The organism is Pseudoselenomonas caprae, assembly GCF_008271345.1.
GTDB classification, from domain to species: Bacteria; Bacillota; Negativicutes; order Selenomonadales; family Selenomonadaceae; genus Selenomonas_A; species Selenomonas_A caprae.
Window position 1 is genome coordinate 12,848 of sequence record NZ_VTOZ01000013.1, and the last position, 25,742, is coordinate 38,589.

General features: G+C 56.2%; 22 protein-coding genes, 1 other RNA gene and 1 riboswitch. Of the genes, 22 read left to right on the forward strand and 1 reads right to left on the reverse strand.

The window, feature by feature from the left end; all coding sequences use genetic code 11:
• Positions 1–53: 53 nt before the first annotated feature.
• The 21 genes from FZ041_RS07420 to FZ041_RS07520 all read left to right on the forward strand — a co-directional run bounded on the left by FZ041_RS07420 (position 54) and on the right by FZ041_RS07520 (position 23,687).
• The gene (locus FZ041_RS07420; RefSeq protein WP_149189123.1) at positions 54–2,060 is read left to right on the forward strand and encodes a methyl-accepting chemotaxis protein; all 2,007 of its coding nucleotides are present in this window, start codon (positions 54–56) and stop codon (positions 2,058–2,060) included.
• A gap of 134 nt (positions 2,061–2,194) precedes the next feature.
• Positions 2,195–2,641 (forward strand): YwiB family protein, encoded by a 447-nt coding sequence (locus FZ041_RS07425; RefSeq protein WP_149189124.1) that lies wholly within the window; start codon positions 2,195–2,197, stop codon positions 2,639–2,641.
• A 1-nt stretch (position 2,642) separates the two neighbouring features.
• Positions 2,643–4,298 carry an arginine--tRNA ligase gene (gene argS, locus FZ041_RS07430; RefSeq protein ID WP_149189125.1) on the forward strand — a complete coding sequence of 552 codons (1,656 nt, stop codon included), beginning with the start codon at positions 2,643–2,645 and terminating at the stop codon, positions 4,296–4,298.
• Positions 4,299–4,339: 41 nt separating this feature from the next.
• Positions 4,340–4,669 carry a DNA-directed RNA polymerase subunit delta gene (gene rpoE, locus FZ041_RS07435; RefSeq protein WP_075443829.1) on the forward strand — a complete coding sequence of 110 codons (330 nt, stop codon included), beginning with the start codon at positions 4,340–4,342 and terminating at the stop codon, positions 4,667–4,669.
• A gap of 85 nt (positions 4,670–4,754) precedes the next feature.
• Positions 4,755–6,368, forward strand: coding sequence for a CTP synthase (gene pyrG, locus FZ041_RS07440; protein ID WP_075443827.1), 1,614 nt, complete (start codon positions 4,755–4,757; stop codon positions 6,366–6,368).
• 171 nt (positions 6,369–6,539) lie between these two features.
• Positions 6,540–7,169, forward strand: coding sequence for a hypothetical protein (locus tag FZ041_RS07445; RefSeq protein WP_075443825.1), 630 nt, complete (start codon positions 6,540–6,542; stop codon positions 7,167–7,169).
• A gap of 116 nt (positions 7,170–7,285) precedes the next feature.
• Positions 7,286–10,612, forward strand: coding sequence for a transcription-repair coupling factor (gene mfd, locus FZ041_RS07450; RefSeq protein ID WP_149189126.1), 3,327 nt, complete (start codon positions 7,286–7,288; stop codon positions 10,610–10,612).
• Positions 10,613–10,629: 17 nt separating this feature from the next.
• Positions 10,630–11,310, forward strand: a complete 681-nt coding sequence (locus FZ041_RS07455; protein WP_149189127.1) for an SAM-dependent methyltransferase — start codon at positions 10,630–10,632, stop codon at positions 11,308–11,310.
• 163 nt (positions 11,311–11,473) lie between these two features.
• On the forward strand, positions 11,474–11,749 hold the full coding sequence (locus tag FZ041_RS07460; RefSeq protein WP_082336238.1) for an HU family DNA-binding protein: 276 nt from the start codon (positions 11,474–11,476) through the stop codon (positions 11,747–11,749).
• Positions 11,750–11,823: 74 nt separating this feature from the next.
• Positions 11,824–12,582, forward strand: a complete 759-nt coding sequence (locus FZ041_RS07465; protein WP_255449295.1) for an SDR family NAD(P)-dependent oxidoreductase — start codon at positions 11,824–11,826, stop codon at positions 12,580–12,582.
• A 48-nt stretch (positions 12,583–12,630) separates the two neighbouring features.
• The gene (locus FZ041_RS07470; protein ID WP_149189128.1) at positions 12,631–13,764 is read left to right on the forward strand and encodes an MGDG synthase family glycosyltransferase; all 1,134 of its coding nucleotides are present in this window, start codon (positions 12,631–12,633) and stop codon (positions 13,762–13,764) included.
• Between the two features lie 74 nt (positions 13,765–13,838).
• Positions 13,839–14,339: a hypothetical protein gene (locus FZ041_RS07475; protein WP_255449296.1), complete on the forward strand. Its 501-nt coding sequence runs from the start codon at positions 13,839–13,841 to the stop codon at positions 14,337–14,339.
• Between the two features lie 76 nt (positions 14,340–14,415).
• Positions 14,416–14,712: an FtsB family cell division protein gene (locus FZ041_RS07480; protein WP_075443814.1), complete on the forward strand. Its 297-nt coding sequence runs from the start codon at positions 14,416–14,418 to the stop codon at positions 14,710–14,712.
• Positions 14,713–14,791: 79 nt separating this feature from the next.
• The gene (locus tag FZ041_RS07485; RefSeq protein ID WP_075443812.1) at positions 14,792–15,271 is read left to right on the forward strand and encodes a S1 domain-containing RNA-binding protein; all 480 of its coding nucleotides are present in this window, start codon (positions 14,792–14,794) and stop codon (positions 15,269–15,271) included.
• Between the two features lie 83 nt (positions 15,272–15,354).
• Positions 15,355–16,767 carry a tRNA lysidine(34) synthetase TilS gene (tilS, locus tag FZ041_RS07490; protein ID WP_149189129.1) on the forward strand — a complete coding sequence of 471 codons (1,413 nt, stop codon included), beginning with the start codon at positions 15,355–15,357 and terminating at the stop codon, positions 16,765–16,767.
• Entirely contained in the window at positions 16,754–17,299 is a 546-nt protein-coding gene (hpt, locus tag FZ041_RS07495) for a hypoxanthine phosphoribosyltransferase (RefSeq protein WP_075443808.1), read from the forward strand. Before tilS ends, hpt begins: the two co-directional genes overlap by 14 nt.
• Positions 17,300–17,360: 61 nt before the next feature.
• The gene (gene ftsH, locus FZ041_RS07500; RefSeq protein ID WP_149189130.1) at positions 17,361–19,403 is read left to right on the forward strand and encodes an ATP-dependent zinc metalloprotease FtsH; all 2,043 of its coding nucleotides are present in this window, start codon (positions 17,361–17,363) and stop codon (positions 19,401–19,403) included.
• 103 nt (positions 19,404–19,506) lie between these two features.
• Positions 19,507–20,487, forward strand: a complete 981-nt coding sequence (locus tag FZ041_RS07505; RefSeq protein WP_149189131.1) for a biotin--[acetyl-CoA-carboxylase] ligase — start codon at positions 19,507–19,509, stop codon at positions 20,485–20,487.
• 21 nt (positions 20,488–20,508) lie between these two features.
• Positions 20,509–21,324 carry a type III pantothenate kinase gene (locus FZ041_RS07510; RefSeq protein ID WP_075443802.1) on the forward strand — a complete coding sequence of 272 codons (816 nt, stop codon included), beginning with the start codon at positions 20,509–20,511 and terminating at the stop codon, positions 21,322–21,324.
• A 2-nt stretch (positions 21,325–21,326) separates the two neighbouring features.
• Complete coding sequence (gene dusB / locus FZ041_RS07515) at positions 21,327–22,283, forward strand: tRNA dihydrouridine synthase DusB (RefSeq protein WP_149189159.1); 957 nt, start codon at positions 21,327–21,329, stop codon at positions 22,281–22,283.
• A gap of 18 nt (positions 22,284–22,301) precedes the next feature.
• Positions 22,302–23,687, forward strand: coding sequence for an aminopeptidase (locus FZ041_RS07520; RefSeq protein ID WP_149189132.1), 1,386 nt, complete (start codon positions 22,302–22,304; stop codon positions 23,685–23,687).
• Between the two features lie 450 nt (positions 23,688–24,137).
• Here the strand turns inward: FZ041_RS07520 and deoD are convergent, their stop codons facing one another.
• On the reverse strand, positions 24,138–24,848 hold the full coding sequence (gene deoD, locus FZ041_RS07525) for a purine-nucleoside phosphorylase (protein WP_075443799.1): 711 nt from the start codon (positions 24,846–24,848) through the stop codon (positions 24,138–24,140).
• Positions 24,849–25,054: 206 nt separating this feature from the next.
• Between deoD and rnpB the strand changes: the two genes are divergently transcribed.
• An RNA gene (gene rnpB, locus FZ041_RS07530) (RNase P RNA component class A) lies at positions 25,055–25,411 on the forward strand.
• A gap of 171 nt (positions 25,412–25,582) precedes the next feature.
• A riboswitch (cyclic di-AMP (ydaO/yuaA leader) is annotated at positions 25,583–25,730 on the forward strand.
• Positions 25,731–25,742 lie beyond the last annotated feature (12 nt).

Below are 25,742 nucleotides of genomic sequence, written 5' to 3' on the forward strand. Positions count from 1 at the left end.
TTGTAGGTATGGCCAGATAGGGAAATCTGGCGAGGGTATTTAGGAGGTTGAGTATGAAGCTTAACAGTCTAAGGACAAAATTTCTGGCAGGTTTTTTGCCGCTGTTTCTAGGTAGCTTTATTGTATTCTTTGCAATCAGCTACTATATGTCGAGCCAGGCATTGTTTCGCAATGCCGATATGATTTCACAGGAAATCGGCAAGAGCACGGCGCTGGAAATTGAGAAGACGTTTCAGAAGAAGGAAATGCTGGTCAGTGAGCTGGCGCATAATCATGGCATCATCAATGGTGATCGGGCGCAGCGCACGAAGATCCTGGCTGACAGCAAGGCCAGGAGTGAAGGCTTTGCAATGCTGGCCTTTTCCGATGTGAATGGCAAGGCTTACAGCGAGAAGGGCAAGGACATGGACCGTTCGTCGCGTGACTACATCAAGCAGGTCCGCGAGACGAAAAAACCGGTCATGACGGGGCCGTCCGTTTCGGGTACCAGCGGCAAGCTGATCACGATCATCGCCTATCCGGTGCTCGATGGCAATGAGCTCAAGGGCATCGTCTACGGCACGATCGAGCTCGATGAGATTTCGGAGATCGCCGGCCGTATCAAGTATATGGAAACGGGCCGCGTATTCATCGCTGACCAGGATGGTCTGGTCATTGCTTATGCCCAGCAGCCTGACGATGTCGGCAAGCTGGATCTATCCAAAGAGACTTCGAATAAGACAATCGACAAGGCACTGGTGGATGGCTTTACGAATGCTGTCAGCCAGGATAAGCAGATTCCGGCTTCATACAGGACTTCTGCTGGTGTAGATTCGCAGGCGGTCATGACGCCAATCCATCTGGGCAATCGCAGCTGGGTGGCTGTGTCTGTAGCTCCGTTGTCGGAGATTCGTGCGGATGCGAATCATCTGGTCACAGTTATGGGAATCGTTGGTTTTGTGATGATTGTGGGCATTGCCCTGCTGATCTGGTGGGTATCGGGCCGCATGGTAGCACCAGTCATTGCCCTGCGTACCGAGTGTGAAATCTTGAATGATGGCGATTTGCGCCAGCGTCCGCTGTCGAATGATGGCAGTGATGAACTCGGTGATCTGGCCCGCGGTTTCCAGACCATGCGTCAGACGCTGCGCGATCTCATCAGCCATATCCAGGCTAATGCCGAGAAAGTATCGGCTTCAGCGGAGGAGCTTACGGCGGCTTCGCATCAGTCGGCTGAAGGCTCCAATCAGATTGCAATGCAGATCACGGATATCGCTGGCGGTATTGCCAGCCAGTCGGAATCGGCGCATTCGGCGGATGATGTGGCCAAGGATATCTCCGAGCGTACGGACAGTGTTGTGATGAATACTGATGCGCTGGCAGCCGTTACGCAGATGACCGTCGACAATGTAAACTCTGGCCGTGATGCTATCAACTCCGTTGTCGGAGCAATGAAACATATCAACGACAGCACGACGACGGTCAAGACGTCGATCCAGGAACTTTCGAAGAGTTCCGATGAAATCAGTAAGATTGTCGAGATGATCTCGGGGATTGCCGAGCAGACGAATCTGTTGGCACTCAATGCTGCTATTGAGGCCGCTCGTGCTGGCGAGGCTGGCCGCGGCTTTGCCGTTGTGGCCGATGAGGTACGCAAGCTGGCTGAGGAGTCGGCATCGTCGACGCAGCAGATTGCCAACCTCGTGACGAAAATCCAGAGCGATATGAAGGAAGCTGTGGCGGCCAGCGAGCTCAGCTCGGAGAGTGTTATGAGCAGCATGGATTCTGTCAAGAGTGCTGATGAAGTGTTTGAATCCATCAAGATATCGATCGATTCGCTGTCGATGGGAATCGATGAGGTAGCGACGAATTTCCGCAGCATCGCTGAGGGCACGACTTCGATGCAGAAGTCGGTGCAGGATATCGCTACGATCAGCAATCAGAATGCTTCGCGGGCACAGTCCGTGTCGGCAACGACAGAGGAGCAGTCGGCTTCGGCACAGGAAATCGCGGCGGCGACCCGCAGCCTGGCCGAGCAGGCAGAGAAACTGGCTGGCGAGGTAGCCAAGTTCCGCATCTGACGGACGCAGATATTGTCCAGTGGCAGGCGGCACATCGAAGGATGTGCCGCCTGCTTTTTTAAAAAAAGGGAGTTGGCAAGGTCTGTGCATTGGGTTATAATAGTGTACAGTATGTTTTTTGAAGAGGTGACGTCATGAACGGAATGAATCCGGTGATCATTCGGATCCGTGGAACCCAGCGGGATGAGGCAGGCGAGACCAATACCATCGAGTCCATGGCTGTGGGCCGTCACTCGGTGAAAAACGGCAAGCATTACGTGCTTTACGAGGATGCCATGCTGCACGAACAGCAGAGTGTTTCCACGGTGCTCAAATTCAGTGACGAGGAAATGTCTTTGTTGCGGAAGGGTGCAATGAAGCAGGAGATGCGTTTCCGGCCAGGAGCTGCGACCGTCAACCGCTATCGGACGCCATATGGTGACTTGGCGATGACGATCCGCACGCATCGCCTGGATGTCAGCTATGGCCTGCTCGAGGGCTTCATCGAGGCAGAGTATGATATCGCCATCGATGACCAGCATCAGAGCACGAATACGCTGCGGATCGAGATTGCCAATGACAAGAAGAAAAAAGAGGGATAACATGGATATCAAAGATACGCTTTCGGCTGCAATCGAGCAGGCCGCAAAGGACGCTATTGCAGCGGGTGTGTTCCCGGAAGGGGAACTGCCGAAAATCGTTCTGGAGGTGCCGCCGCAGAAGGAGTTTGGTGATTTTGCTACGAATTTTGCCATGCAGTCGGCGCGCGTGTTTCATAAGAACCCGCGTCAGATCGCTGAGGAGCTGGCCAAGCGCATCGAGGGCGATTGGCTTGATCATACGCAGATTGCCGGTCCGGGTTTCCTGAACTTCTATCTCAAGGGCAATGTGCTCTACGACTCGTTCCAGAAAATCTATGCAGCAGGTGAGGACTTCGGCCAGCTGCCAGCCAAGGATGCCCCGAAGATCCAGGTCGAATATGTCAGCGCCAACCCGACGGGCCCGCTGCATGTCGGCCATGGCCGCGGCGCAGCGGCAGGCTCGGCACTGGTCAATCTGCTGCGGGCTGCTGGCTATCCGGTGGAGAGTGAGTACTACATCAACGATGCAGGCAACCAGATGAACAATCTGGCTCGCTCGGTCAATGCCCGCTATCTGGAGCTGCTCGGCCAGCAGGTCGATTTCCCAGAGGATGGCTACCATGGCCAGGACATCATCGACACGGCGCAGCGCATCATCGATAAGGAAGGCGACAAGTATCTTCATATGGAGGAGGCAGAGCGTCTGGCAATCTTCCAGGATCTGGCTTATCTGGAAAAACTTGCGGCACTCAAGGAAGACCTCGCAGCGTTCCAGGTCACGTTTGACAAGTGGTTCAGCGAGCGCACGCTGCATCCGGAGGCGGTGAAGGCTGCGGTCAAGATCCTGCAGGACAATGGCAACATCTATGAGCAGGATGGGGCACTGTGGCTCAAGTCCACGGCTTATGGCGATGACAAGGATCGCGTTGTCATCCGCGACAACGGCGTGCCGACGTATCTGGCTGCTGATATCGCTTACCATCACAATAAGTACGAGCGCGGCTTCGACCGTCTCATCAATATCTGGGGCGCTGACCATCATGGCTATGTCTGCCGTGTCAAGGCGGCGATGGCGGCTCTGGGCCACGATCCGGAAAAGCTCAAGGTACTGCTGCTGCAGATGGTGGCCCTGTTCCGTGGCGGCGAGCTCGTCAAGATGAGCAAGCGCACGGGCCAGAGTGTCACGCTCAATGAGCTTATGGAGGAAGTCGGCACCGATGCTGCCCGTTACTTCTTCCTGATGCGTTCCCTCGACAGCCAGCTTGATTTCGACCTCGACCTGGCTAAGAAGAAGTCGAACGATAACCCGGTTTACTATATCCAGTATGCGCATGCGCGCATCTGCAGCATCTTCCGCCAGGCGGAGGAGACGAAGCTGACGCTGTCGGACAAACCGCAGCTTTCGCTGCTGACCGATCCGTCGGAAATCGATCTCATCAAGAAAATCGAAGAGTATCCTGAAGAGGTGGAGAAGGCAGCTGCCGATTATGCTCCGCAGCGCATTGCCCGCTACAGCTACGATCTGGCATCCCTGTTCCACAGCTTCTACAATAAGTGCCGCATCATGGGCGTAGACCCGCAGCTCGCGGAGGCCCGTCTGGCCCTCGTGACAGTGACGGCTCATGTCATCCGCCACTCGCTGGGCATCCTCGGCGTTTCGGCCCCGGACCATATGTAAGAAATATCTGCAAGAAAAGATTTGGAAGGAGACCACTATCTATGGATTTCGTCAACAGCTCGGAAGTAGACATCGCCTATCACATCCTGACCCAGAAAGGCCAGACTATCTATTATAAGGATCTGGTCCTCGAAGTCATCGAAAAGAAACATAAGCCAGTCCAGTCCCTGGCGGCAGCTATCTCGGAAGTCTATACGCTCATCAACATGGACAGCCGTTTCCACTATGAGGGTGACGGACAGTGGGGCCTTACGGAGTGGAACCCGCCTGAGGTGAAGCGCCATAATAGCCGCACGGGGGCTGGCAAATCGAAAGCTGCCAACAAGGCAATCAACAATCGCCAGAAGAAGCTTGAGAGTATCCAGGAATAATTTCCTGGCAGTGTATTGACAGTACTTGGTAAAAAGGCTAGAATAGTCAACATGTGATTTTTGAAAAGCAACAGGAGGCAGTTCCATGGCAAAGTATATTTTCGTTACCGGTGGTGTTGTATCTTCCCTGGGCAAGGGCATCACGGCCGCATCGCTCGGCCGTCTGCTCAAGAGCCGGGGCCTCAAGGTCACGATCCAGAAGTTTGACCCGTATATCAACATCGATCCGGGCACGATGAGCCCGTATCAGCATGGTGAGGTTTTCGTCACGGACGATGGTGCTGAGACGGATCTCGACCTTGGTCACTATGAGCGTTTCATCGACATCAACCTGTCGAAGAACTCGAATATCACCACGGGTAAGGTATACTGGTCTGTCTTGAACAAAGAGCGCCGTGGGGAATATCTGGGCTCGACGGTCCAGGTCATCCCGCACATCACGAACGAGATCAAGCAGAAGGTCTACGATGTAGCCAAGGCTGATGGCGCTGATGTCGTCATCACGGAGATCGGCGGTACGGTCGGTGATATCGAGAGCCAGCCGTTCCTCGAGGCCATCCGCCAGGTCAAGAAGGAAGTCGGCAAGAACGACACCCTCTACATCCATGTCACGCTGCTGCCGTATATCTCGGCTGCCGGTGAGCTCAAGACGAAGCCGACGCAGCATAGCGTCAAGGAACTGCGCGCTATCGGCATCCAGCCGGACATCCTCGTCTGCCGCACGGAGAAGACCATTTCGAAGGAAATGAAAGAGAAGATCGCGATGTTCTGCGATGTGCAGCCGGAGGCTGTCATCGAGAACCGCACGGCTTCGACGATCTATGAGGTTCCGCTGATGATGCAGCGCGAAGGTCTCGACAAGATCGCCCTGCAGAAGCTCAACATGGATTATTTCCCGGCGGATATGTCGGACTGGGAAAAGATGGTCTACAAGATCAATCATCCGTCCAAGAAAGTGAAAGTCGCTGTGGTCGGCAAGTACGTCGAGCTGCCGGATGCCTATATCTCCGTTACGGAGGCACTGCACCACGGTGGTATCGACAACGATGCGGCTGTCAAGATCCATTGGGTCAACGCCGAGGAGATCGAGAATCCGGACACGGATCTTGACGAGGTGTTTGTCGGCTGCAAGGGCATCCTCGTGCCGGGCGGCTTCGGCGACCGCGGCGTCGAGGGCAAGATCAAGGCCATCCAGTATGCGCGTGAGCACAAGCTGCCGTTCCTGGGCCTCTGCCTGGGCATGCAGTGTGCGGTCATCGAGTTTGCCCGCCACGTCTGTGGCATGACGGACGCACATAGCTCCGAATTCGATGAGGAGACGAAGCATCCGGTCATCGACCTCATGGAATCCCAGCAGGGTGTCGAGAACAAGGGCGGCACGATGCGCCTCGGTTCCTATCCGTGCAAGCTGCGTGAGGGTACGCATTCGCTGGCTGCTTACGGCAAGGCTGAGGTCGAGGAGCGTCATCGCCATCGTTATGAGTTCAACAACAAATACCGTCAGGAACTCACGGAGAAGGGACTGGTCATCGCCGGTACCCTGCCGGATGACAGCCTGGTCGAGATGATCGAGGTCAAGGATCATCCGTGGTTTGTGGCTACGCAGGCTCATCCGGAGCTCAAGTCCCGCCCGAACAATCCGCATCCGCTGTTCCGCGACTTCGTCAAGGCAGCGCTGGCCAACGTACAGGTCAAATAAGCATAGAAGCATAGCATACGCCCCGTCATCCATTGAGGATGGCGGGGCTTTTTTGTCAAGAAATATTTTCAGGCGGGAGGATTTTGCTGGCTGATTGGCGAACTATTGACTTAGGAAACAAAGGTTGGCGAATGGGAAATGGACAAGAGACAAAAGAGAGGAGGAAAACCGATGCTTATCGATACGGCCTGTTCCTTGGCGTTTTACTGCCAACGCTGTGGCCGGATTGAGCTCCATGATGTGCCGCTTTTCAGTGGGCAGAAGCATTTCACGCTGGAATGTGGCAGCTGCGGGCATACAATGGGAGAGATCTCGCTGAAACCACGTCAGGGACTGATACTCACGACTACCTGCGGTGTCTGCGGGGGGAAGAACCAGCAGCAGTTCACCTGGCGTCAGCTGCGCCATCTGCGTTTTGAAAAACTCTACTGTGAACACGATCATTTTGAGCTGGGATACATTGGCCAGTGGCAGGATATCGCCGAGTTCCTGGACTTCAATGCCGCCGAGTATGATTCGCTGCATCCCAATGATGGCGATGAGTACCTGGAGCGCCAGCAGACGCTCTTGGAGGCACTGAATCGCGTGCATGACCTGGCGGACAGCGGTGAGCTCGTCTGCCCCTGCGGCAGCAAGGACATCGTGGCGGGGATACGCGGCGAGGAGATCGTGCTCGAGTGTGAGTCCTGTGGCAGCTATTGTGTCCTGCCGGCGCGTACGGCCAAGGATCTGCAGAGCCTGCGCCCCGGGATGGCTGTGGAATTTGTCTGGAAACAGCGTTCGTTCCTTGACGTGCGCTAGAAATAGGATTATCATAAAATACATTGAAATGAAAGCATTACAAGGGACTATCGGCTGTCTCGCGCAGCCGGCAGTCCCATTTTGGCGTAATTGATAAGATAGACAGAGGTGTGAAGATGGATTCATTATTGGCGGCCATAGGACTGGATGCCGCCGTACAGAAGCTGCAGGAGCGGTTTGCCGGAAAACCGGGAGAGACGCTGGCTTATGGACTTTCCGGCTCGCAGAAGCATGTGGCCTTTGCTGCCTGCTACCGCAAGAGCCCGCAGCCATGGGTGGTGCTGGTGCACAACAGCGATATGGTCAGCGCCTGGCGGGAAGACTTGGAAGCGCTCCTGCCGGAGGCGACGGTCGTGGAGCTGCCTGAGCTGGATATCGTCAATGTGCAGGCAGCGGCCAAAAGCATCGAGCGTTCGGCGCGCCGCATGGATGTGCTCGGCCGGCTGATGCGGCAGGAGCCTGTCATCGTGCTGGCGACCTCGGCGGCAGCTGTCCAGAAAGGGATGAGCCGCAATGAGTTCGAGCGCCTGAGCCTTGGTGTCCGCATCGGCCAGCAGCTGCCCCGCGAGGAGCTGCTGGCGCGCCTTGTCCAGCTTGGCTATGAGCATGCAGAGGAAGTGGAGCGCGTCGGGCAGTTCAGTTCGCGCGGCGGCATCGTGGATGTCTATGCCATCAACAGCCCTGCACCGGTGCGCATGGAATTCTTTGATGACGAGATCGATTCGCTGCGCGAATTCGATCTGGCGACCAAGCGCTCTATCCGCAACATCAGCAGCACTGCCATCCTGCCACTGGCTCAGACTGATGATGCGGGACGTCCAGAGCTTTTCCTGACGTATCTGGAGAAGAAGGGGGCCGTGCTGTTCGATGAACCCATCCGCATCCGTGAGCAGATCAAGACGATGGTCAAGGAGAATCCTGACATCAAGACCAAGGTGTTCAGCTGGGAGGATATGCGCGTAGCTGCCCAGGGCAACCACGTATTCTACTCGGCCTTGATGCTCCAGCAGGTCCACGGGGCTGAGCCGGATGCAACGATCAGTTTTACGGCGACGAACATGACACCGTTCCAGCGGCAGATGGACTTGCTGGAAAATGAGATCGGCCGCTGGCTCGGCCAGAAGCAGCGTGTGCTCATCCTGCTCGGGGACCGTGCGAAAGCGGATTCGATGCGCGAGCTGCTCGCACGTCATCGGGTGCCCTCTGCCGTCGTCGCGGCAGGGGAGGAACTGCGCACCGACCTGGTCAATATCCAGCAGGGGGCACTCCTGGCCGGCTTCGAGATGGCCGCGGCCCGGCTGGTGGTGGTGACGGAGAAGGATATCTTCGGCCGGCAGAAGCGCCGCATCGTGCGCAGCGCCAATCAAGGCGAGAAAATCTCACATTTCCGGGAGATCCGGCCTGGGGATTACGTCGTCCATGTGAACCACGGCATCGGCAAATACCTCGGTGTCGAGACGCTGGAGGTCGGCGGTATCCACAAGGACTACCTGCATATCAAATACGGCGGCGATGATAAACTGTTCGTGCCGACCGACCAGGTCGGGCTGCTGCAGAAGTATATCGGCTCGGAGGGCGATGTACCGCGCCTGCATCGCATGGGCGGTACGGAATGGGTCAAGGCTAAGGCACGCGCGAAGAAATCCGTGGAGGACATCGCCAAGAAGCTCATCGAGATCTATGCCAAGCGGCGGCAGGCCACAGGTTTTGCCTTTTCCCCTGACGATGCCACCCAGCGCGACTTCGAGGATGCCTTCCCCTATCAGGAGACGGACGATCAGCTCAAGGCCATTGCGGAGATCAAGGCCGATATGGAAAAGGAGAAGCCGATGGAGCGTCTGCTCTGCGGCGACGTAGGCTTCGGCAAGACCGAGGTCGCCATCCGGGCGGCCTACAAGGCGGCTATGGACGGCAAGCAGGTGGCCGTGCTCGTACCGACGACCGTGCTGGCTCAGCAGCACTTCCAGACCTTCAGCTCCCGGTTCATGGATTTTGCGCCGAATGTTGATGTCATCTGCCGGTTCCGTACGGCAAAAGAACAGAAGGCGACGCTGGAGCGGGTCAAAGAGGGAAAGGTGGATATCCTCATTGGCACCCATGCCATCCTGAACCAGAAGAAAGTCCAGTTCAAGGAACTGGGTCTGCTGATTGTCGATGAGGAGCAGCGCTTCGGCGTCAAGCAGAAGGATAAGATCCGCAGCCTGTCGGCAGGCATCGACGTGCTGACTTTGTCGGCGACGCCGATTCCGCGCACGCTGCATATGTCGCTGGTCGGTGCCCGGGACATGAGTATCATCGAGACGCCGCCGGCTGAGCGCTTCCCGGTGCAGACGTATGTCGTGGAGAACAACGACACGATAATCGCCAATGCCATCAAGCGCGAGCTCAAGCGCGGCGGGCAGGTTTATTTCGTCTACAACCGCGTCGATACGATCGACCGCATGCGCGACCATATCCAGCAGCTCGTGCCCGATGCCCGCATCCAGACGGCGCACGGCCAGATGCCGGAGGAGATGCTCGAGCGTGTCATGATGGACTTCTACGAGGGTGATTACGATATCCTGCTGGCAACGAGCATCGTCGAAAATGGACTCGATGTGGCCAATGCCAATACGATCATTGTCTACAATGCCGACCACTTCGGATTGTCACAGCTCTATCAGATGCGTGGCCGTGTCGGCCGCTCGCACCATATGGCCTTTGCCTACTTTGTCTATCAGGCCGACAAGATCCTTACGGAGACGGCGGAGAAGCGCCTGCAGGCCATGAAGGAGTTTGCTGAGCTCGGGGCTGGCTTCAAGATCGCCATGCGCGATCTCGAGATACGCGGAGCCGGCAACCTGCTGGGCTCGCAGCAGCATGGACATATCGCCAGTGTTGGTTTTGAGATGTATTGCAAGCTGCTGGAAGAAGCTGTTGAGAAGCTGCGGCAGGGCAAAAAGGAGGTCGAGGCACCCAAGCCGGATCCGACCATCGACCTGCAGGTCGAGGCCTATATCGATGGCGGCTACATCGACGATGCCATGCATAAGATCGAGCTTTACCAGCGCATAGCGGCTATCCGCACCGACGAGGAGCTGCACAATCTGCTCGACGAGCTGATCGATCGCTTCGGTGAGCCGACCAAGCCTGTCATGAATCTGCTGGCGGTGGCGCGCATCAAGAATCACGCGCGCGCGCTGGGCCTCCGCTCGCTGGCGGAGCTCCCCCAGGCGCTGGACATCTACCTGCTGCCGGACTGCAAGCTGCCGGTCAAGGGGCTGCTGGCGCTGGACAAGATGTTCGGCCGTACCATGAAGGCGCTGCCAGGCAAGCATGGCTATCGCTTTGCATTGAATGAAAAATACAAACAGGACATCACAAACTTCGCTACCCGGCTGCTGCTGGCAGCGGCTGGTGATGAAACGGCGATGTCTGCCAGGAAAACTGCCGGGCAGGAATGAGGAATAGGAGACAGAATATGGCAACCATTACAGTAACAGGCCTGGGCCCCGGAAGGGCTGGCCTTATCACGCGTGAGAGCTGGGAGCTCATGGCCAAGGCCGAGCGTCTCGTGCTGCGCACGCGCATCCATCCGACCGTAGCGGCCATCGAGGCGGCGGGCATGACGTTTTCCACGTATGATGGATTTTATGAGGAGGCGGCGGATTTCGAGTCGCTCTACGGGGCGATTGCCCGTGATCTCCTGCAGCGGGCAAAGTCTGAGGGTGATATTGTCTACGCTGTGCCGGGCAGCCCGCTGGTGGCGGAGCGCACGGTGGTGCTGCTGCGCGAATTCGCGCGTACCAGCGAGGTGACGGTCAATATCCTGCCGGGCATGAGCTTCGTCGAGGTCATGTACACGCGGCTCGGCATCGACCCCATCGATGGGCTGACAATCCTTGATGCTGAGGATGTAGCAACGCTCAAAGAGCGGCCGGCCCAGTCCCTTGTCATCACGCAGGTATACAGCCAGCCGATCGCTTCTGATACGAAGCTCATGCTGATGGAGCTGTTCCCTGATGAGTACGAAGTGACCTATATCCACAATCTGGCCCTGCCCGATGAATCCATCCGGCAGATCCCGCTCTACGAGCTTGACCGGCAGAGGGATGTCGATCATCTCACGAGCCTGTTTATCCGTGCCAAAAGCGAATCGTAGATAATAATTGTCAAAACTGGCGGACTGTTTCGTGTTTTTTCGTGAAACCCCTTGCTTTTTCGGAGCTTTTCTGTTAAATTCTCTTATAGTGGCAGGAATTACGCGGAGGAGCGCGAATTCAACTGTCGTAGACAAATCATTTATCTTTAAGGAGGCTACGGTTGTGAACAAAACTGAATTGGTAGCTAGTGTTGCTGAGAAAACCGGTCTGACGAAGAAAGATGCAGAAAAAGCTGTAAATGCTCTGTTTGACAGTGTTCAAGACGCGCTGACGGCTGGGGATAAAGTCCAGATGATTGGCTTTGGCACGTTTGAGGTGAAAGAGCGCGCTGCCCGCAAAGGCCGCAACCCGCGTACGGGTCAGGATATCGAGATTCCGGCATCGAAGAATCCGGTATTCAAGGCTGGTAAGGCACTCAAAGATGCCGTAAATGGCTGAGGATAGCAAAAGCATAAAAGCAGGGCCGGGTTCCTTCGGGAACCCGGCCCTTTTCAAAAGGGAGATGGATGGAAATGGATATGCGGATGACAGACAAGGTGGTCATGATATCTGGCGGTACTTCGGGGATCGGACTGGCCGCTGCCCGTGAGTTCCTGCAGGCCGGAGCCAAGGTGATGCTGCTCGGGCGGTCCGTGAAGCACGGCCAGGAGGCACTGGCTCAGCTGGCGGCAGGGGAGCGGACATCTTTCCAGCCCTGTGATGTGAGCCGGCGCGAGGATTGCCAGCTGGCGGTGGATACGGTGCTGAAGCGCTGGGGACAGCTCGATGTGCTTGTGAATTCCGCTGGTGTCTACTGCGAAGGTGCCATCGAGGACGTGAGTGAAGCACAGCTCGAAGAGGTACTCGATATCAACGTCAAGGGGACGTATTATCTATGTCAGCTGGCGGTTCCGGCGCTCAAGAAGATGCACGGCAATATCGTCAACGTGGCTTCGGATGCTGGTGTCCATGGCAATTACTATTGCACGGCTTACTGTGCCAGCAAGGGGGCAGTCGTCATGTTCACGCGGGCGCTGGCCTTGGAGCTGGCTGGCTTCGGCGTGCGCGTCAACGCCATCGCCCCGGGAGACATCCTGACGCCGCTGACAGAAAAGCAGCTGGCAGCGATGCCTGACCGGGAACAGGCGTTGCGCGAGATGGCCTCGGTCTATCCGTTGGGGCGCATCGGCACACCGGAGGAAGCGGCAGCGCTGATCGCTTTTCTGGCCTCACCGGCTGCAGCGTTCGTGACCGGTGCGGTCTGGGGGGTCGATGGTGGCCTGACTGCCTGAAATGTGATACAATAGGCGGGTATGATTTCAACGGAGAGAAGGAACAAGATGAAGGCAGACAGGATACTCATACTGACGGCATCGATCGGCTCAGGCCATATCAAGGCAGCTGAGGCCGTGGCCAAGGAGATGCAGCGGCAGCTGCCGGAAGCCGTGCTCACCACGGTGGATTTCATGGCGCGCGATACGGCCTGGCTCCATTGGCTGATGAAGAAGATCTATCTTGTCATGCTGGCCTTTGTCCCGAATCTGTATGATGTATTCTACAAGGTGTCTGGCGGGGCGGCGAGCGGTTCGCTGGTTCAGAGTGCCTTTGCCGCTATCATGCAGCCGGTTGTGAAGCGCCTCATCCGCAGATATGAGCCGACGGCCATCATCTGCACGCATCCGTTCCCAGAGGGAGCGGTATCCCTATGGAAACGACGCCAGCATAGCCAGCTGCCGCTGGCTGTGGTCATGACGGATTACTCGCTGCATCAGATCTGGCTGTACCCGCAGGTCGATCAGTATTTCATGGCGACGGCGGCGATGCAGGCAGAGATGACAGCCTGTGGCTTTGCGGTGGAGACACTGCAGGCAACGGGGATTCCTGTGGACAGCAATCTGCGCAGCCTGCCGCCGAAAGCAGAGCTGCGCCAGCATTTTTCGCTGCCGCTGGAACAGCCGACCGTGCTGCTGATGGGCGGCGGCCTGGGACTGGGAGGCATCCAAGCCACCCTGCAGGCTTTGGAGAAGCTGCCGCAGCAGTTGACACTGCTGGTGATTGCCGGGCGCAATGCACGGCTGCTCAATGAGGTACGGGCGTTTGCCCGCACCTCGCATCATCTGGTGAAGCTCTGGGGATATACCGATAAGGCCCATGAGCTCATGCGAGCAGCCGACCTGCTGATCACCAAGCCAGGGGCACTGACCATCAGTGAAGCCTTCGTGCTCGGGCTGCCGATGCTGCTGCACGATCCCATCCCCGGACCGGAGACTGAAAACGCCGTCTATGCGACACGTCATGGTGCGGCTGTCTGGCTCCATCCCGGCGAGAAGCTGGCACCGGCGGTACAGGAACTGTTTGCCGAGGGCTGCCTGCAAGCGATGTCTGAGCGGGCGCTTGCCTGTGCGCGGCCTGAAGCTGCGCAGAAGATTGCCTGCGCGATTACAGCTTTCATCCAGGCGGACAGTGGCCAGTAAAAATAATTCATCACCAGGCAGGTTTTTTTCTGCGATATGGGGAATATATATAGATAGTCTGCTGAGCACCCGATATGTTGGTTGGGAAAGATATGGTGATGGAAATGGCCGTTTACCAGTTAGCAAAAAATGATAAGGGGCAATATCTCTGTCCGAAATGCCAGGGGAATCTTCGGTTTGTCGATGGCACGGCCGTACAGATTGTCGATGGGCGGGCGGATATGTCTGCCATATTGCCGAAATACGAGTGCCATCACTGTGGCATATATTTTCAGGAGCTGCTGGGATCGGGGTTCTTCGATGAGCACGATCTGCCGCAGCAGCCTAAAACCAAGGTGCTCAATGTCCGCCGTACTGGCGATCTTGAGCCGATGATCCTCAAGAAGGATGTCAACAATCAATGTGTCTGCCCGCGTTGCGGCCAGAAGATGGATTTCGTTGAGGGACAGGCCGTCCGCATCGTGGATGGCCGTGCGGATATGGAAAACGTCAAAGATCATTTTGATTGTCCGCATTGTTCATCAAAATTCCGCCGGATAGCATCAACCGATTATTTCCAGTGGTCAGAAAAATAATTGCAGTTTTGCTTGCATCCGTCCATAAATATCGGTATCATTAAGGAGATTGATGTTTTTTGAAGGGGGGATAGTGATGCAGCGCCAAAGACAACAGAAAAAACGCCGGTTCAGCTGGTTTTTTATCCTGATGGTTGGCAGTGTAGTCTATTTTTCCTCGATTCTCATCTCGCAGCAGCTTTACCTGCGCCAGGTAGGCCAGGACCAGGCCGCAGCAGAGGCCCGGCTGGCCGCCGCGCAGAAGGAGAATGAAGCTCTGCGGCAGGAGAAAGAAAAACTCAATGAACTGGGGTATATCGAGAAGATTGCCCGGGAAGAACTCGGGATGACCCGGGCGGGGGAATTGCCCTATACGACCGGGCGCAGCAAATGATTATGTTCCTTGACACTGTTTAGCGTGCAAGGGTATAATAAAGCGTGTATTCTTTAATACTTAAGGGGGAAGAATTAATTTGTCCATTGAAGTTGGCAGTGTGGTTGAGGGTGTCGTAAGCGGCATCACGAACTTTGGTGCATTCATCGAATTGCCAGAGGGTAAGACTGGTCTCGTCCACATTTCGGAAGTCGCAGATGTTTATGTAAAGGATGTTCATGACTTCCTCGCAGAAAAAGATAAGGTAAAAGTCAAGGTCCTGACGATTGATGAGAAGGGCAAGATCGGTCTTTCCATCAAGCAGACTCAGGAGAAGAAACCAGAGGAACATGCCACTACCCAGCAGCATGCCGCCACGAATAATTCTTCCTTCCGGACGCCGCGTCCTGCACGCGGGCCGCGTGATTTCCGGAAACCGAATAATCGTTTCAACAATACCTCGGCATCCTTTGAGGATAAGCTCTCGCGCTTCCTCAAGGACAGCGATGAGCGTCTAACGGACTTGCGCCGCAAGACGGACTCGAAACGCGGAGGCCGTGGTTCCCGCCGTTCGGACTGATGGGACGATCGTAGTTCGTAGTTTCAAAGCACTCTGCATAAGGGTGCTTTTGTTCGTTTGCCCGCAGATTCGAGGAAGGTCAGGTGACAGGTGTGCTGGAACAGGTCGAGCAATTCTGCTTGGAACATGGGCTGCTGCACCGTGGGGACCGCATTGTCGCAGCGTGCTCGGGCGGCCCTGATTCGCTGGCGCTGCTGGTGATCTTGTGGCAGCTGCGCCGCAAATATGACCTGCAGATCGTGGCAGCGCATTTCGAGCATGGTATCCGCGGGGCGGCATCAAAGGCCGATGCTGATTTTGTGCAGGCTTTCTGCCAGCAGCGGGGGATACCGGTGCAGCTGGCTGCGGCTGATGTCCCCCAGGAGGCTGCGGCCCAGGGGCTTTCGCTGGAGACAGCGGCCCGTGAACTGCGCTATCGTTTCCTGGAGCAGGTGCGGCAGACGGCAGGCTTTGATGCCATCGCTGTGGCGCATCATGCCGATGACCAGGCAGAGACTGTGCTCATGCGCATCCTGCGCGGCACGGGAACCCAGGGACTGGCGGCGATGCGTCCGCGCAGTGGCAAGAGGGGCACGATCATCCGTCCGTTATTGGGGGTGACGAAGGCGGCGATACGCGCGTTTTGTGCGGCGCAGGGCTTGCAGCCATGCGAGGACGCCACCAATGAGCAGGCAGAGTGCACGCGCAACCGCCTGCGGATGGCGACGCTGCCGGCACTCAAGCAGGCGTACAACCCCGAACTTGCGCGGGCCCTGTGCCAGCTGGCAGAGGTAGCCGCTGCCGAGACGGAATACATCGAGACGCAGGTCGAAGCACTGTGGCAGGATACCGCGCGTGTGCGCCAGCAGCCGCTGGCCCTGAACCAGCAGGGCTTCAGCCAGCTGCCGCTGGCGTTGCAGCGCGGCCTGGTGCGCCGTTTCTGGCAGGCCGCAGCTGGCAGCCGGCAGGACTTGGGGTTTGGGCAGGCGGAGAAGCTGCGCTTGCTTTTGCGAGTGGGGCAGACGAGCAGCCAGCTGGAACTTCCCCATGGCTTTGTGGCCCGGCTGGCCTATGGCTGGCTGACCTGTGCACAGCGGCCTGAGACCGCAGCGGCGCCTGCGCCAGCAGACTTGCAGATACCTGGCTGCACACAATGGGGCAGCTACCTCTGCACGGCTGAGTGGTGTGCGGAGATCGCACCGGCGCCCACACCGTGGGAGCTCTACCTGCAGCCTGATGATCTTGCGGAGCCGCTGGTCATCCGCCAGCGTGAGTCTGGCGATGCGATACAGTTGCCTGGCGGCCGCAAAAAGCTGAAAAAACTGCTGATCGATGACAAGATCCCCCAGCAGGAACGCGACCAGCTGCCGATCCTGGCGGCTGGCCATGAAGTATTATGGGTGGCAGGCCATCGGCGCAGCGCACGCTGTGCGGTGGCTTTCGATAGACCATTGAAGAGAAGAGTTTTATATCTCAGACTGGAAAGAAGAGAGGAAATTTATCATGATGAACGATGATATCGAGAAGGTAGTATATTCGGAGGAACAGCTCCAGGCAAAAGTAGCCGAGCTGGGCCGCCAGATTACGGAAGACTATAAGGATGTCAAAGAAGAGATCTACTGTGTCGGTATTTTGAAGGGGGCAGTGACGTTCTACACGGATCTGGTTCGTCAGATCGATCTGCCGGTCCATTTCGATTTCATGATCGCTTCGAGTTATGGCAATGGCACGTCGACGACGGGATCGGTCAAAATTTTGAAGGATCTTGACTACGATATTGAAGGAAAACACCTCATCGTTATTGAAGATATAATAGACTCGGGTACGACCATGAACTATCTCATGAAGTACTTCCGTGAGCGCAAGCCGAAAAGCGTCAAGCTCTGCTCGCTGCTCTCCAAGCCGTCCCGCCGTACGGTGGATGTCGATATTGACTACTGCGGCTTTGTAGTACCGGATGAGTTCCTGGTCGGCTATGGCCTGGATTATGCCGAGGTATACCGCAACCTGCCGTATATCGGTGTCCTGAAGCCGGAGATTTACGCCTGAGCCAGTAAAAGAAAAAGACCGGAGGAGCCTTTGAAAGGCCCCCGAAAGGGAGGGCAATGGATTGAATAAGTTTCTACGCAATGTAGGGTTCTACCTGTTGATTATCCTGGTCGCCATATCGATCATCGATTATTTCTCAACAAAGAACACGACGAAGCAGGAGGTGGAGTACACCAAATTCCTGCAGCAGGTGGATAATGGTGAAGTGGCCAGAGTCGTGATCATCCAGAACACGATTCGCGGTAAGCTGACCGATGGTACGGAGTTTACGACCATTACACCGGATGCCCCGAACAATGACCCGCAGCTCTACCAGAAATTGAGCAGCAAGAACGTTGACATCGCGGCGGAGAACCCGCCGGAACCGCCCTGGTGGTCGACGATGTTCTCTTCGGTCCTGCCGATCCTGCTGCTTGTCGGCGTGTGGTTCTTCATCATGCAGCAGACACAGGGCGGCGGCGGCCGCGTCATGTCGTTCGGCAAGAGCCGTGCGCGCATGAGCGGTGCGGATAAGATCAAGGTCAATTTCAAGGACGTTGCTGGTGCTGATGAAGCCAAGCAGGAGCTCGAAGAAGTCGTCGAGTTCCTCAAGCATCCGAAGAAATACAACGATCTCGGGGCCCGCATCCCGAAAGGTGTGCTGCTTTCAGGCCCCCCGGGAACTGGTAAGACCCTTCTGGCCCGTGCGGTCGCTGGTGAGGCTGGTGTGCCGTTCTTCTCGATTTCCGGTTCGGATTTCGTAGAGATGTTTGTCGGTGTCGGTGCTTCGCGTGTCCGCGATCTGTTCGACCAGGCCAAGAAGAACGCGCCTTGCATCGTCTTCATCGATGAGATCGACGCCGTAGGCCGCCAGCGTGGCGCTGGCGTCGGCGGTGGACACGACGAACGCGAGCAGACCCTCAACCAGTTGCTCGTCGAGATGGATGGCTTTGCTGCCAATGAGGGCATCATCATCATTGCTGCGACCAACCGTCCGGATATCCTTGATCCGGCGCTGCAGCGTCCGGGCCGCTTTGACCGTCAGGTCGTCGTCGATCGTCCGGATGTCCGTGGCCGCTTGGCTATCCTCAAGGTACATACGAAGGGCAAGCCGCTTGATGATGCTGTCGATTTGGATATCCTTGCACGCCGTACGCCGGGCTTCACGGGTGCGGATCTCAGCAATCTTGTCAACGAGGCAGCACTTTTGGCAGCACGCCGCGACAAAACAAAGATTTTCATGGGTGAACTCGAAGAAGCTATCGAGCGTGTCATGGCTGGTCCGGAACGTAAGTCTCATATCATGAATGATGAGGAAAAACGTCTGACGGCTTATCATGAGGGCGGCCATACTCTTGTGGGGATGCTCCTCAAACATGCCGATCCGGTCCATAAGGTCACGATTATCCCACGCGGCCGCGCCGGCGGCTATACGCTGATGCTGCCGAAGGAAGACCGCAACTATGCGACGAAGTCAGAGCTCCTGGATCGTCTCAAGGTCGCCATGGGCGGACGTGTAGCTGAAGAGATCGTGCTCAAGGAAATCAGCACGGGTGCTTCCCAGGATATCCAGCAGGCGACGCGCATGGTACGCGGCATGGTCATGCAGTACGGCATGAGCGATGTGCTCGGCCCGGTGGCTTATGGCGAAGCCCAGAACCATCAGGTATTCCTGGGACGCGACTTCAATCATGAACGCAACTACTCGGAAGAGGTTGCCGGCGAGATCGATAAGGAAGTCCGCAAGTATCTGGAAGAGGCTTATGAAGCCTGCCGCAAGCTCATCACGGAGAACCGGGACAAGCTTGAGCTCATTGCCCAGGCACTCATGGAACGTGAGACGCTGACGGCCAAACAGCTCGAAGAGCTGCTGACGAACGGCAAGCTGTCTGATGAGGATGAGAAGAAAACGGATTCCTTGGATTTTGAAGAAAAGAAGGACGATTGGTCGTTCTTTGATCCAGCACCTGTTGGGAAGATCGAGCAGCAGGATGATGCGGATACATCAACGGCTGCCAAAAAGGAAGACGAGGAAGCAAAAGAAACGGTGACGGAGGAGAAGACGGGCGCAGAGAAAGAAGAGAAAGCGGAACCGAAATTCAACGTTACCCATTATGATCGCTGAGCAAGCGGAAAAAAGACCTACCCTGCTTTGAGGGCAGGTCTTTTTTAATGGCTGGATTCGTTGTATAATGGACAGGTGTGAATGGGCAAAGGAGGAAATGCCATTGCGGACTAAGATACTCGAGATCCTGCGCAGTGCAGGTGATGGATATATATCAGGCGAAGAGATGGCGAGCCGGCTCGGCGTTTCGCGGACGGCAATCTGGAAACACATCCGGGAGCTGCGCGAGAACGGCTACGATATCGTCAGCCATTCGCGCAGCGGCTATTCGCTGCGCGAAGCGCCGGACCGGCTGCTGCCGAATGAGATCCGGCACGGTTTGCAGACGCAGTGCGTGGGGCGGGAAATTCACTTCGAGGAGGTCCTCGATTCGACCAACAACGTGGCCAAACGCCTGGCGGCGGCTGGCGCAGCAGATGGCACCATCGTCGTGGCCGAGCAGCAGACCGGGGGCAAGGGACGCTTGGAGCGCAGATTCTTTTCGCCAGCTGGCAAGGGGATCTGGTTTTCCGTCATCCTGCGTCCGCCGTTCATGCCACAGGAGGCACCGAAGTGCACGCTGCTGGCGGCGGTGGCAGTGGCCAAGGCCATGGAGCGGTTCGGCCTGCCGGCTGGAATCAAATGGCCCAATGACCTGCTCTATGAGAACCGCAAGCTCGTCGGCATCCTGACGGAGATGAGTGCCGAAATGGACCGCATCAATCACATCGTCATCGGTATCGGCATCAACGTCAACATCCTGCCGCAGGAGTTTCCTGCTGAGATACGCAAGACGGCTACCTCCCTGCAGGCAGTGAATGGCGGCAAGCCTGTGCCGCGGGTGAAGTTCTTCCAGGCTGTACTCGAAGCGCTGGATGCGCTTTATGCTGAAGTGGCAACCCAGGGCTTTGCACTGGTGCTGGCCGCCTGGCGCAAGTATACGATCACGCTGAGGCAGGAAGTGCGTGTCATCGGTGTGCGTGATGGCGAAGAATATACCGGCATAGCGGCAGACATCGATGAAGATGGTGCCCTGCTTGTCGACGCAGCGGATGGACGTCACCGCGTACTGGCTGGCGACGTGTCCATCCGGCCCAAGAAGTAAGAGATTCAGGAGGAGTATCCTTTGTTATTAGTATTCGATATTGGCAACAGCAACATCGTTATGGGAACGTATGAGGGGAAGAAACTCATCAAGCATTGGCGTATCTCGACGGACCGGCAGAAGACCGGCGACGAATACGGTATGCTGATGAATGACCTGTTCCGCTATCAGGGCATCCGCATGACGGATATCCATGCCATCATCATTTCGTCGGTCGTGCCGCCACTGGTCGTGCCGATGGTCAAGATGTGCGAGCGTTATTTCCACATCCGGCCGCTGGTGGTCGGCCCGGGCATCAAGACGGGCATCAAGCTGCATTATGAGAATCCGCGCTCCATCGGTGCTGACCGTATCGTCAATGTCGTCGGTGCTTATGAGCAGTATGGCGGCCCGCTCATTGTCATCGATATCGGCACTGCGACGACCTTTGATGTGGTCGGCGATACCGGCGATTTCCTCGGCGGCGTCATTGCACCGGGCATCGGCACGAGTGCCGATGCGCTGTTCCAGAGCGCTGCACAGCTGCCGCGCATCGAGCTCGTCCCTCCGAAGCAGATCATCTGCCGCAATACGATCCAGGGGATGCAGGCCGGCATCATCTTTGGCTATGTCGGCCAGATCGACGAGATCGTGCGGCGCATCAAGACGGAATATGGCAAGGACATGAAGGTTATCGCTACGGGCGGTCTGGCGCGCATGATCGCCAAGGAATCGGCGACGATCGATAAGGTCGATCACTTCCTGACCCTGACGGGCTTGCAGGCACTCTACGAACGCAATGCTGACCGCCGCGAGGGGCATAATCCTGAGCGCCTCAAGAAGGAGAACGAAGCATGAGCATGGATATCGGCAATTTCCATTTCGAGCAGCCGGTATTCCTGGCACCGATGGCAGGTGTGACCGATACGGCTTACCGTATCATCGCGCATGATATGGGCTGTCCGCTCTGCTATGCGGAGATGGTCAGCAGTCAGGGCATCCACTTCCGCAACGAGCGCACCCTCGAGATGCTGAAGACAGAGAGCGGCGAGCGCCCGATTGCCATGCAGATCTTTGCCAATACGCCGGAGATGGCGGCTGAGGCGGCCAAGTATGTCGAAGACCTCGGCACGGCGGATATCCTGGATTTCAACATGGGGTGCCCGGCACCAAAGATCGTCAAGAATGGCGAGGGCTCGGCACTTATGCGCGAGCCGACCAAGGCTTTTGCGATCCTGTCGGCCATCCGCAAGGCGGTCAAGATGCCATTCACGGTCAAGATGCGTAAAGGCTGGGATGACGACAATGTCAACGTGCTGGAGATCGCCAAGCTGGCCGAGGAGGCTGGTGTCGATGCGATTGCTGTCCATGGCCGCACGCGCGAGCAATTCTACCGGGACAATGCGGATTGGGAGATCATCGCGGCCGTCAAGCAGATGGTAAATGTGCCGGTCATTGCCAATGGTGACGTGCGCAGCTGTGCCGACCTCAAGAAGATACTGGCGGTGACTGGGGCTGATGGCGTGATGATCGGCCGGGCGGCACAGGGCAATCCGTGGATCTTCCGGCAGCTCACGCATTATCTGCAGACTGGCGAGGAGCTGCCAGGTCCGACGATGCAGGAGCGTGCAGAGGTAATCCTCCGGCATCTGGATCTGCTGCTCAAATACAAGGGTGACTACGTTGGCCCGCGCGAGATGCGCAAGCATGCGACCTGGTATACGCGCGGGATAAAGCACGGGGCGATTCTGCGCGACCGCTTCAACAAGGCGGAGACGCGGCAGGACTTTGTGGATATCATTGAGGAGTTTTTCTGACGAGAAAGAAGGATATAGATGGCAGAAGAAAAGACGTCAATCTGGAATCAGTACAGTGAAGAAGAAAAGCAGGAGCTCGAGGCGCTCAACCGAGGGTATCGCGAGTTCCTGTCGAACTGCAAGACGGAGCGCGAAAGTGTGACTGAGGCTGTACGGCAGGCTGAGGCAGCAGGATACCGCGACCTCTATGAGGTCGTCAAGAATGGCGGGACGCTCGCCGCTGGCGACAAGGTCTATGCGGTCAATATGAAGAAGGCTGTTGTGCTGTTCAATATCGGTGACGAGCCTCTCGAGCAGGGCATGAATATCCTTGGGGCCCATATCGATACTTGCCGGCTCGATGTCAAGCAGAACCCGCTCTATGAGGATGGCGGCCTGGCTTATCTTGATACGCATTATTACGGTGGTATCAAGAAGTACCAGTGGGTTACCCTGCCGCTCGCACTGCATGGCGTTGTCGCCAAGAAGGATGGCCGTATCATCGATATCTGCATTGGTGAGGATGAGGCAGATCCGGTATTCTGTGTCACGGACCTGCTGATCCATCTGTCCCAGGAACAGCTGAAGAAGAATGCGGCCAAGGTCATCGAGGGCGAGAATCTCGACATCCTGGTCGGCAATCATCCGCTCAAGAAGGACGACAAGGAATCGGTCAAGGACGGCGTGCTGAAACTCATCAAAGACAAATACGATATCGATGCGGAAGATTTCCAGTCGGCAGAGCTTGCTCTTGTGCCAGCTGGCAAGGCGCGCGAACTCGGCTTTGACCGCAGCATGATCCTGGCCTATGGGCAGGATGACCGCGTCTGCTCATATACTTCGCTGGTGGCTATGCTGGCGACCGGACATATGAAACGCACGGCCTGCTGCTTGCTGGTCGACAAGGAAGAGATCGGCAGTGTCGGTGCGACGGGCATGCAGTCGCATTTCTTCGAGAACGCCGTAGCGGAGCTGCTGAATGCCTGTGGTGCCTACACGGATCTTACCCTGCGCCGCACGCTGGCAAACTGCAAGATGCTGTCCTCGGATGTGTCGAGTGCTTATGATGCGCTTTATGCGAGTGCCTACGATAAGAAGAATGTCTCCTATCTGGGCCGCGGCATGGTGTTCAACAAGTTCACGGGGGCGCGTGGCAAGTCGGGTTCGAACGATGCCAATGCAGAATACCTGGCGGAGCTGCGCCGCATCATGGATGGCAACAACGTCCACTACCAGCTCGCTGAGCTCGGCAAGGTGGATCTGGGCGGTGGCGGCACGATCGCCTACATCATGAGCCTCTATGGCATGCAGGTCATAGACAGTGGTGTCGGGGTCATGAGCATGCACGCACCCTGGGAAGTCACGAGCAAAGTAGATGTCTACGAGGCCCGCAAGGCCTACACGGCTTTCCTTAACGAGGCGTGAAGCGGATAAAACAAAACAAGGACTGCGGCACGACAGGTGATGCGTGCCGCAGTCCTTTTCAGTATGTGCAGGTGGTTCATGGTTTCTGGCGATCGAGGCCTGAGCCTTCAAGACAATGCCGACGCATTCGCTGGCATAGGCCTCGTCCAGCGCGGCGATGCGTTCTGTGCACATTTCCTCGCTCAGGCAGTTGAAGTGGTCTGCGTTCTGCATTTCCGTATTTACCAATATAAGTGGTCCTCCTATATCTCGTTTGTCAAGTCTTGGGTATCTCTACTGCGTATCGCTGAGAGGGAGCGGTTTCCCTGCTGAAAGGAGAATAGCTGGGAATCCTGCATAGGAGGGAACGAGAGACAAAAAGTGGCTGCCGCCTGTGTGATTCTTCACCCAGGCAGCAGCCACAGTGTGTATGAGATTTGAACTGGAAAATAATAGGATGCGGGCCAGAGATCAGTCCTCGATTGCAGTTTCGAGGGCAATCTTGATCATATCGTTGAAGGTCGTCTGGCGCTCCTCTGCCGTGCAGGCCTCACCCGTCAGCAGGTGATCGCTGACCGTGAACAGAGCCAGTGCCTGGACATGGGCCTCAGCTGCAAGCGTGTAGAGAGCAGCTGCCTCCATCTCGACGGCAAGGATGCCGTATTTGCGGAGCTTGTCGTTATCAATCTCGTCATCGTAGAAGCGGTCGACGGAGATGATGTTGCCGACTTTGGCGTGCAGACCGAGTTTACGCGTGTTGGCTACTGCCTTCTCCAGCAGCTCGAAATCAGCCAGCGGTGCGTAGTTGATCGAACCGCCGAAGATGTTCTTGATGATGGATGAATCCGTGCTGGCGCCCTGGGCAATCAGCACGTCGCGGAGCTTGACGTCCGGATGCATGCCACCGCAGGTACCGACGCGGAACAGTTTCTTGCAGCCGAACGAATGGATGAGCTCATGGACGTAGATGGAGATGGACGGAATGCCCATGCCCGTGCCCTGTACGGAGACAGGAACGCCCTTGTACGTACCCGTATAGCCCAGGATATTGCGGACGGACGTGTACTGTTTCGGATTGTCGAGGAAATTCTCGGCGATGAATTTAGCTCGCAGCGGGTCGCCTGGCAGCAGGATGCGCTCAGCGATATCGCCCTTTTCGGCGCCAATATGTGGTGTAGCCATGATGTACTCCTTCTTTCCTAAAGCGGATTTTTGAAAATTTGAAACCTATAAACCAATTATAAAAAAAAATAGGAAATAAGAAAAGGGCAAATGTCCAAAAAATATTATAAAAGCATTAAAAGCTGTATAAAATACGGGGAAATACTGGCTTTAGTACCTGATTTGACAAAGACGTGCTAATTGTGCTATAATCACGTACGTTGATATAAGTTGTCAAGACAATCGCGGCTGGCGCTTGACGCCAGATGAGGAAAGTCCGGGCTCCACAGGGCAGTGTGCTGGATAACGTCCAGCGAGGGTGACCTTAGGGAAAGTGCCATAGAGATTTAGACCGCCTGCTTGTCAGGTAAGGGTGGAAAGGTGCGGTAAGAGCGCACCAGCAGTCAGGTGACTGGCTGGCTTGGGTAAACCCCACACGGAGCAAGACCAAATAGGGAAGGGATGATGCGGCCCGCGGAACCTTCCGGGTTGAGTCGCTTGAGCCGGCAGGCAACTGCCGTGCCTAGATAAATGATTGTCACCGCGCAAGCGGAACAAAACTCGGCTTATTGATTGCTTATAGCAACGTGAAATGAATATTGTGGCTGTCAGTGATGGCAGCCAATTTTCATGTCTGGATGTTTTCTGAAAAGAAGATGAAAGAATAAGCCGCATTAAGACTAAATAAGAGAATATTTAAAAAATAGCAGGAATACGACGGCTTTTGTCGTATTATATACATTGGGTTCTATAAAGGATGGAACAAGCCGAATCCAACCCAGGAGCGGGGGAACCAATTTCTTGGGGCGAACGTCAGGCTCACGGCAAGCGTGAAATTGACGCGGGTGGTCTTCTCTACCCGAGCCCGGCAGCTAACCTCGTAGGCGAATAGAGAGAGGAGTGGCTTTTTGAGTA

What these genes read in the sequence shown, in the direction of transcription:
- FZ041_RS07420 (WP_149189123.1), top strand. Translation starts at nt 54, where the DNA reads ATGAAGCTTAACAGTCTAAGGACAAAATTTCTGGCAGGTTTTTTGCCG.
- FZ041_RS07425 (WP_149189124.1), top strand. Translation starts at nt 2,195, where the DNA reads ATGAACGGAATGAATCCGGTGATCATTCGGATCCGTGGAACCCAGCGG.
- argS (WP_149189125.1), top strand. Translation starts at nt 2,643, where the DNA reads ATGGATATCAAAGATACGCTTTCGGCTGCAATCGAGCAGGCCGCAAAG.
- rpoE (WP_075443829.1), top strand. Translation starts at nt 4,340, where the DNA reads ATGGATTTCGTCAACAGCTCGGAAGTAGACATCGCCTATCACATCCTG.
- pyrG (WP_075443827.1), top strand. Translation starts at nt 4,755, where the DNA reads ATGGCAAAGTATATTTTCGTTACCGGTGGTGTTGTATCTTCCCTGGGC.
- FZ041_RS07445 (WP_075443825.1), top strand. Translation starts at nt 6,540, where the DNA reads ATGCTTATCGATACGGCCTGTTCCTTGGCGTTTTACTGCCAACGCTGT.
- mfd (WP_149189126.1), top strand. Translation starts at nt 7,286, where the DNA reads ATGGATTCATTATTGGCGGCCATAGGACTGGATGCCGCCGTACAGAAG.
- FZ041_RS07455 (WP_149189127.1), top strand. Translation starts at nt 10,630, where the DNA reads ATGGCAACCATTACAGTAACAGGCCTGGGCCCCGGAAGGGCTGGCCTT.
- FZ041_RS07465 (WP_255449295.1), top strand. Translation starts at nt 11,824, where the DNA reads ATGGATATGCGGATGACAGACAAGGTGGTCATGATATCTGGCGGTACT.
- FZ041_RS07470 (WP_149189128.1), top strand. Translation starts at nt 12,631, where the DNA reads ATGAAGGCAGACAGGATACTCATACTGACGGCATCGATCGGCTCAGGC.
- FZ041_RS07475 (WP_255449296.1), top strand. Translation starts at nt 13,839, where the DNA reads ATGTTGGTTGGGAAAGATATGGTGATGGAAATGGCCGTTTACCAGTTA.
- FZ041_RS07480 (WP_075443814.1), top strand. Translation starts at nt 14,416, where the DNA reads ATGCAGCGCCAAAGACAACAGAAAAAACGCCGGTTCAGCTGGTTTTTT.
- hpt (WP_075443808.1), top strand. Translation starts at nt 16,754, where the DNA reads ATGATGAACGATGATATCGAGAAGGTAGTATATTCGGAGGAACAGCTC.
- dusB (WP_149189159.1), top strand. Translation starts at nt 21,327, where the DNA reads ATGGATATCGGCAATTTCCATTTCGAGCAGCCGGTATTCCTGGCACCG.
- FZ041_RS07520 (WP_149189132.1), top strand. Translation starts at nt 22,302, where the DNA reads ATGGCAGAAGAAAAGACGTCAATCTGGAATCAGTACAGTGAAGAAGAA.
- deoD (WP_075443799.1), bottom strand. Translation starts at nt 24,848, where the DNA reads ATGGCTACACCACATATTGGCGCCGAAAAGGGCGATATCGCTGAGCGC.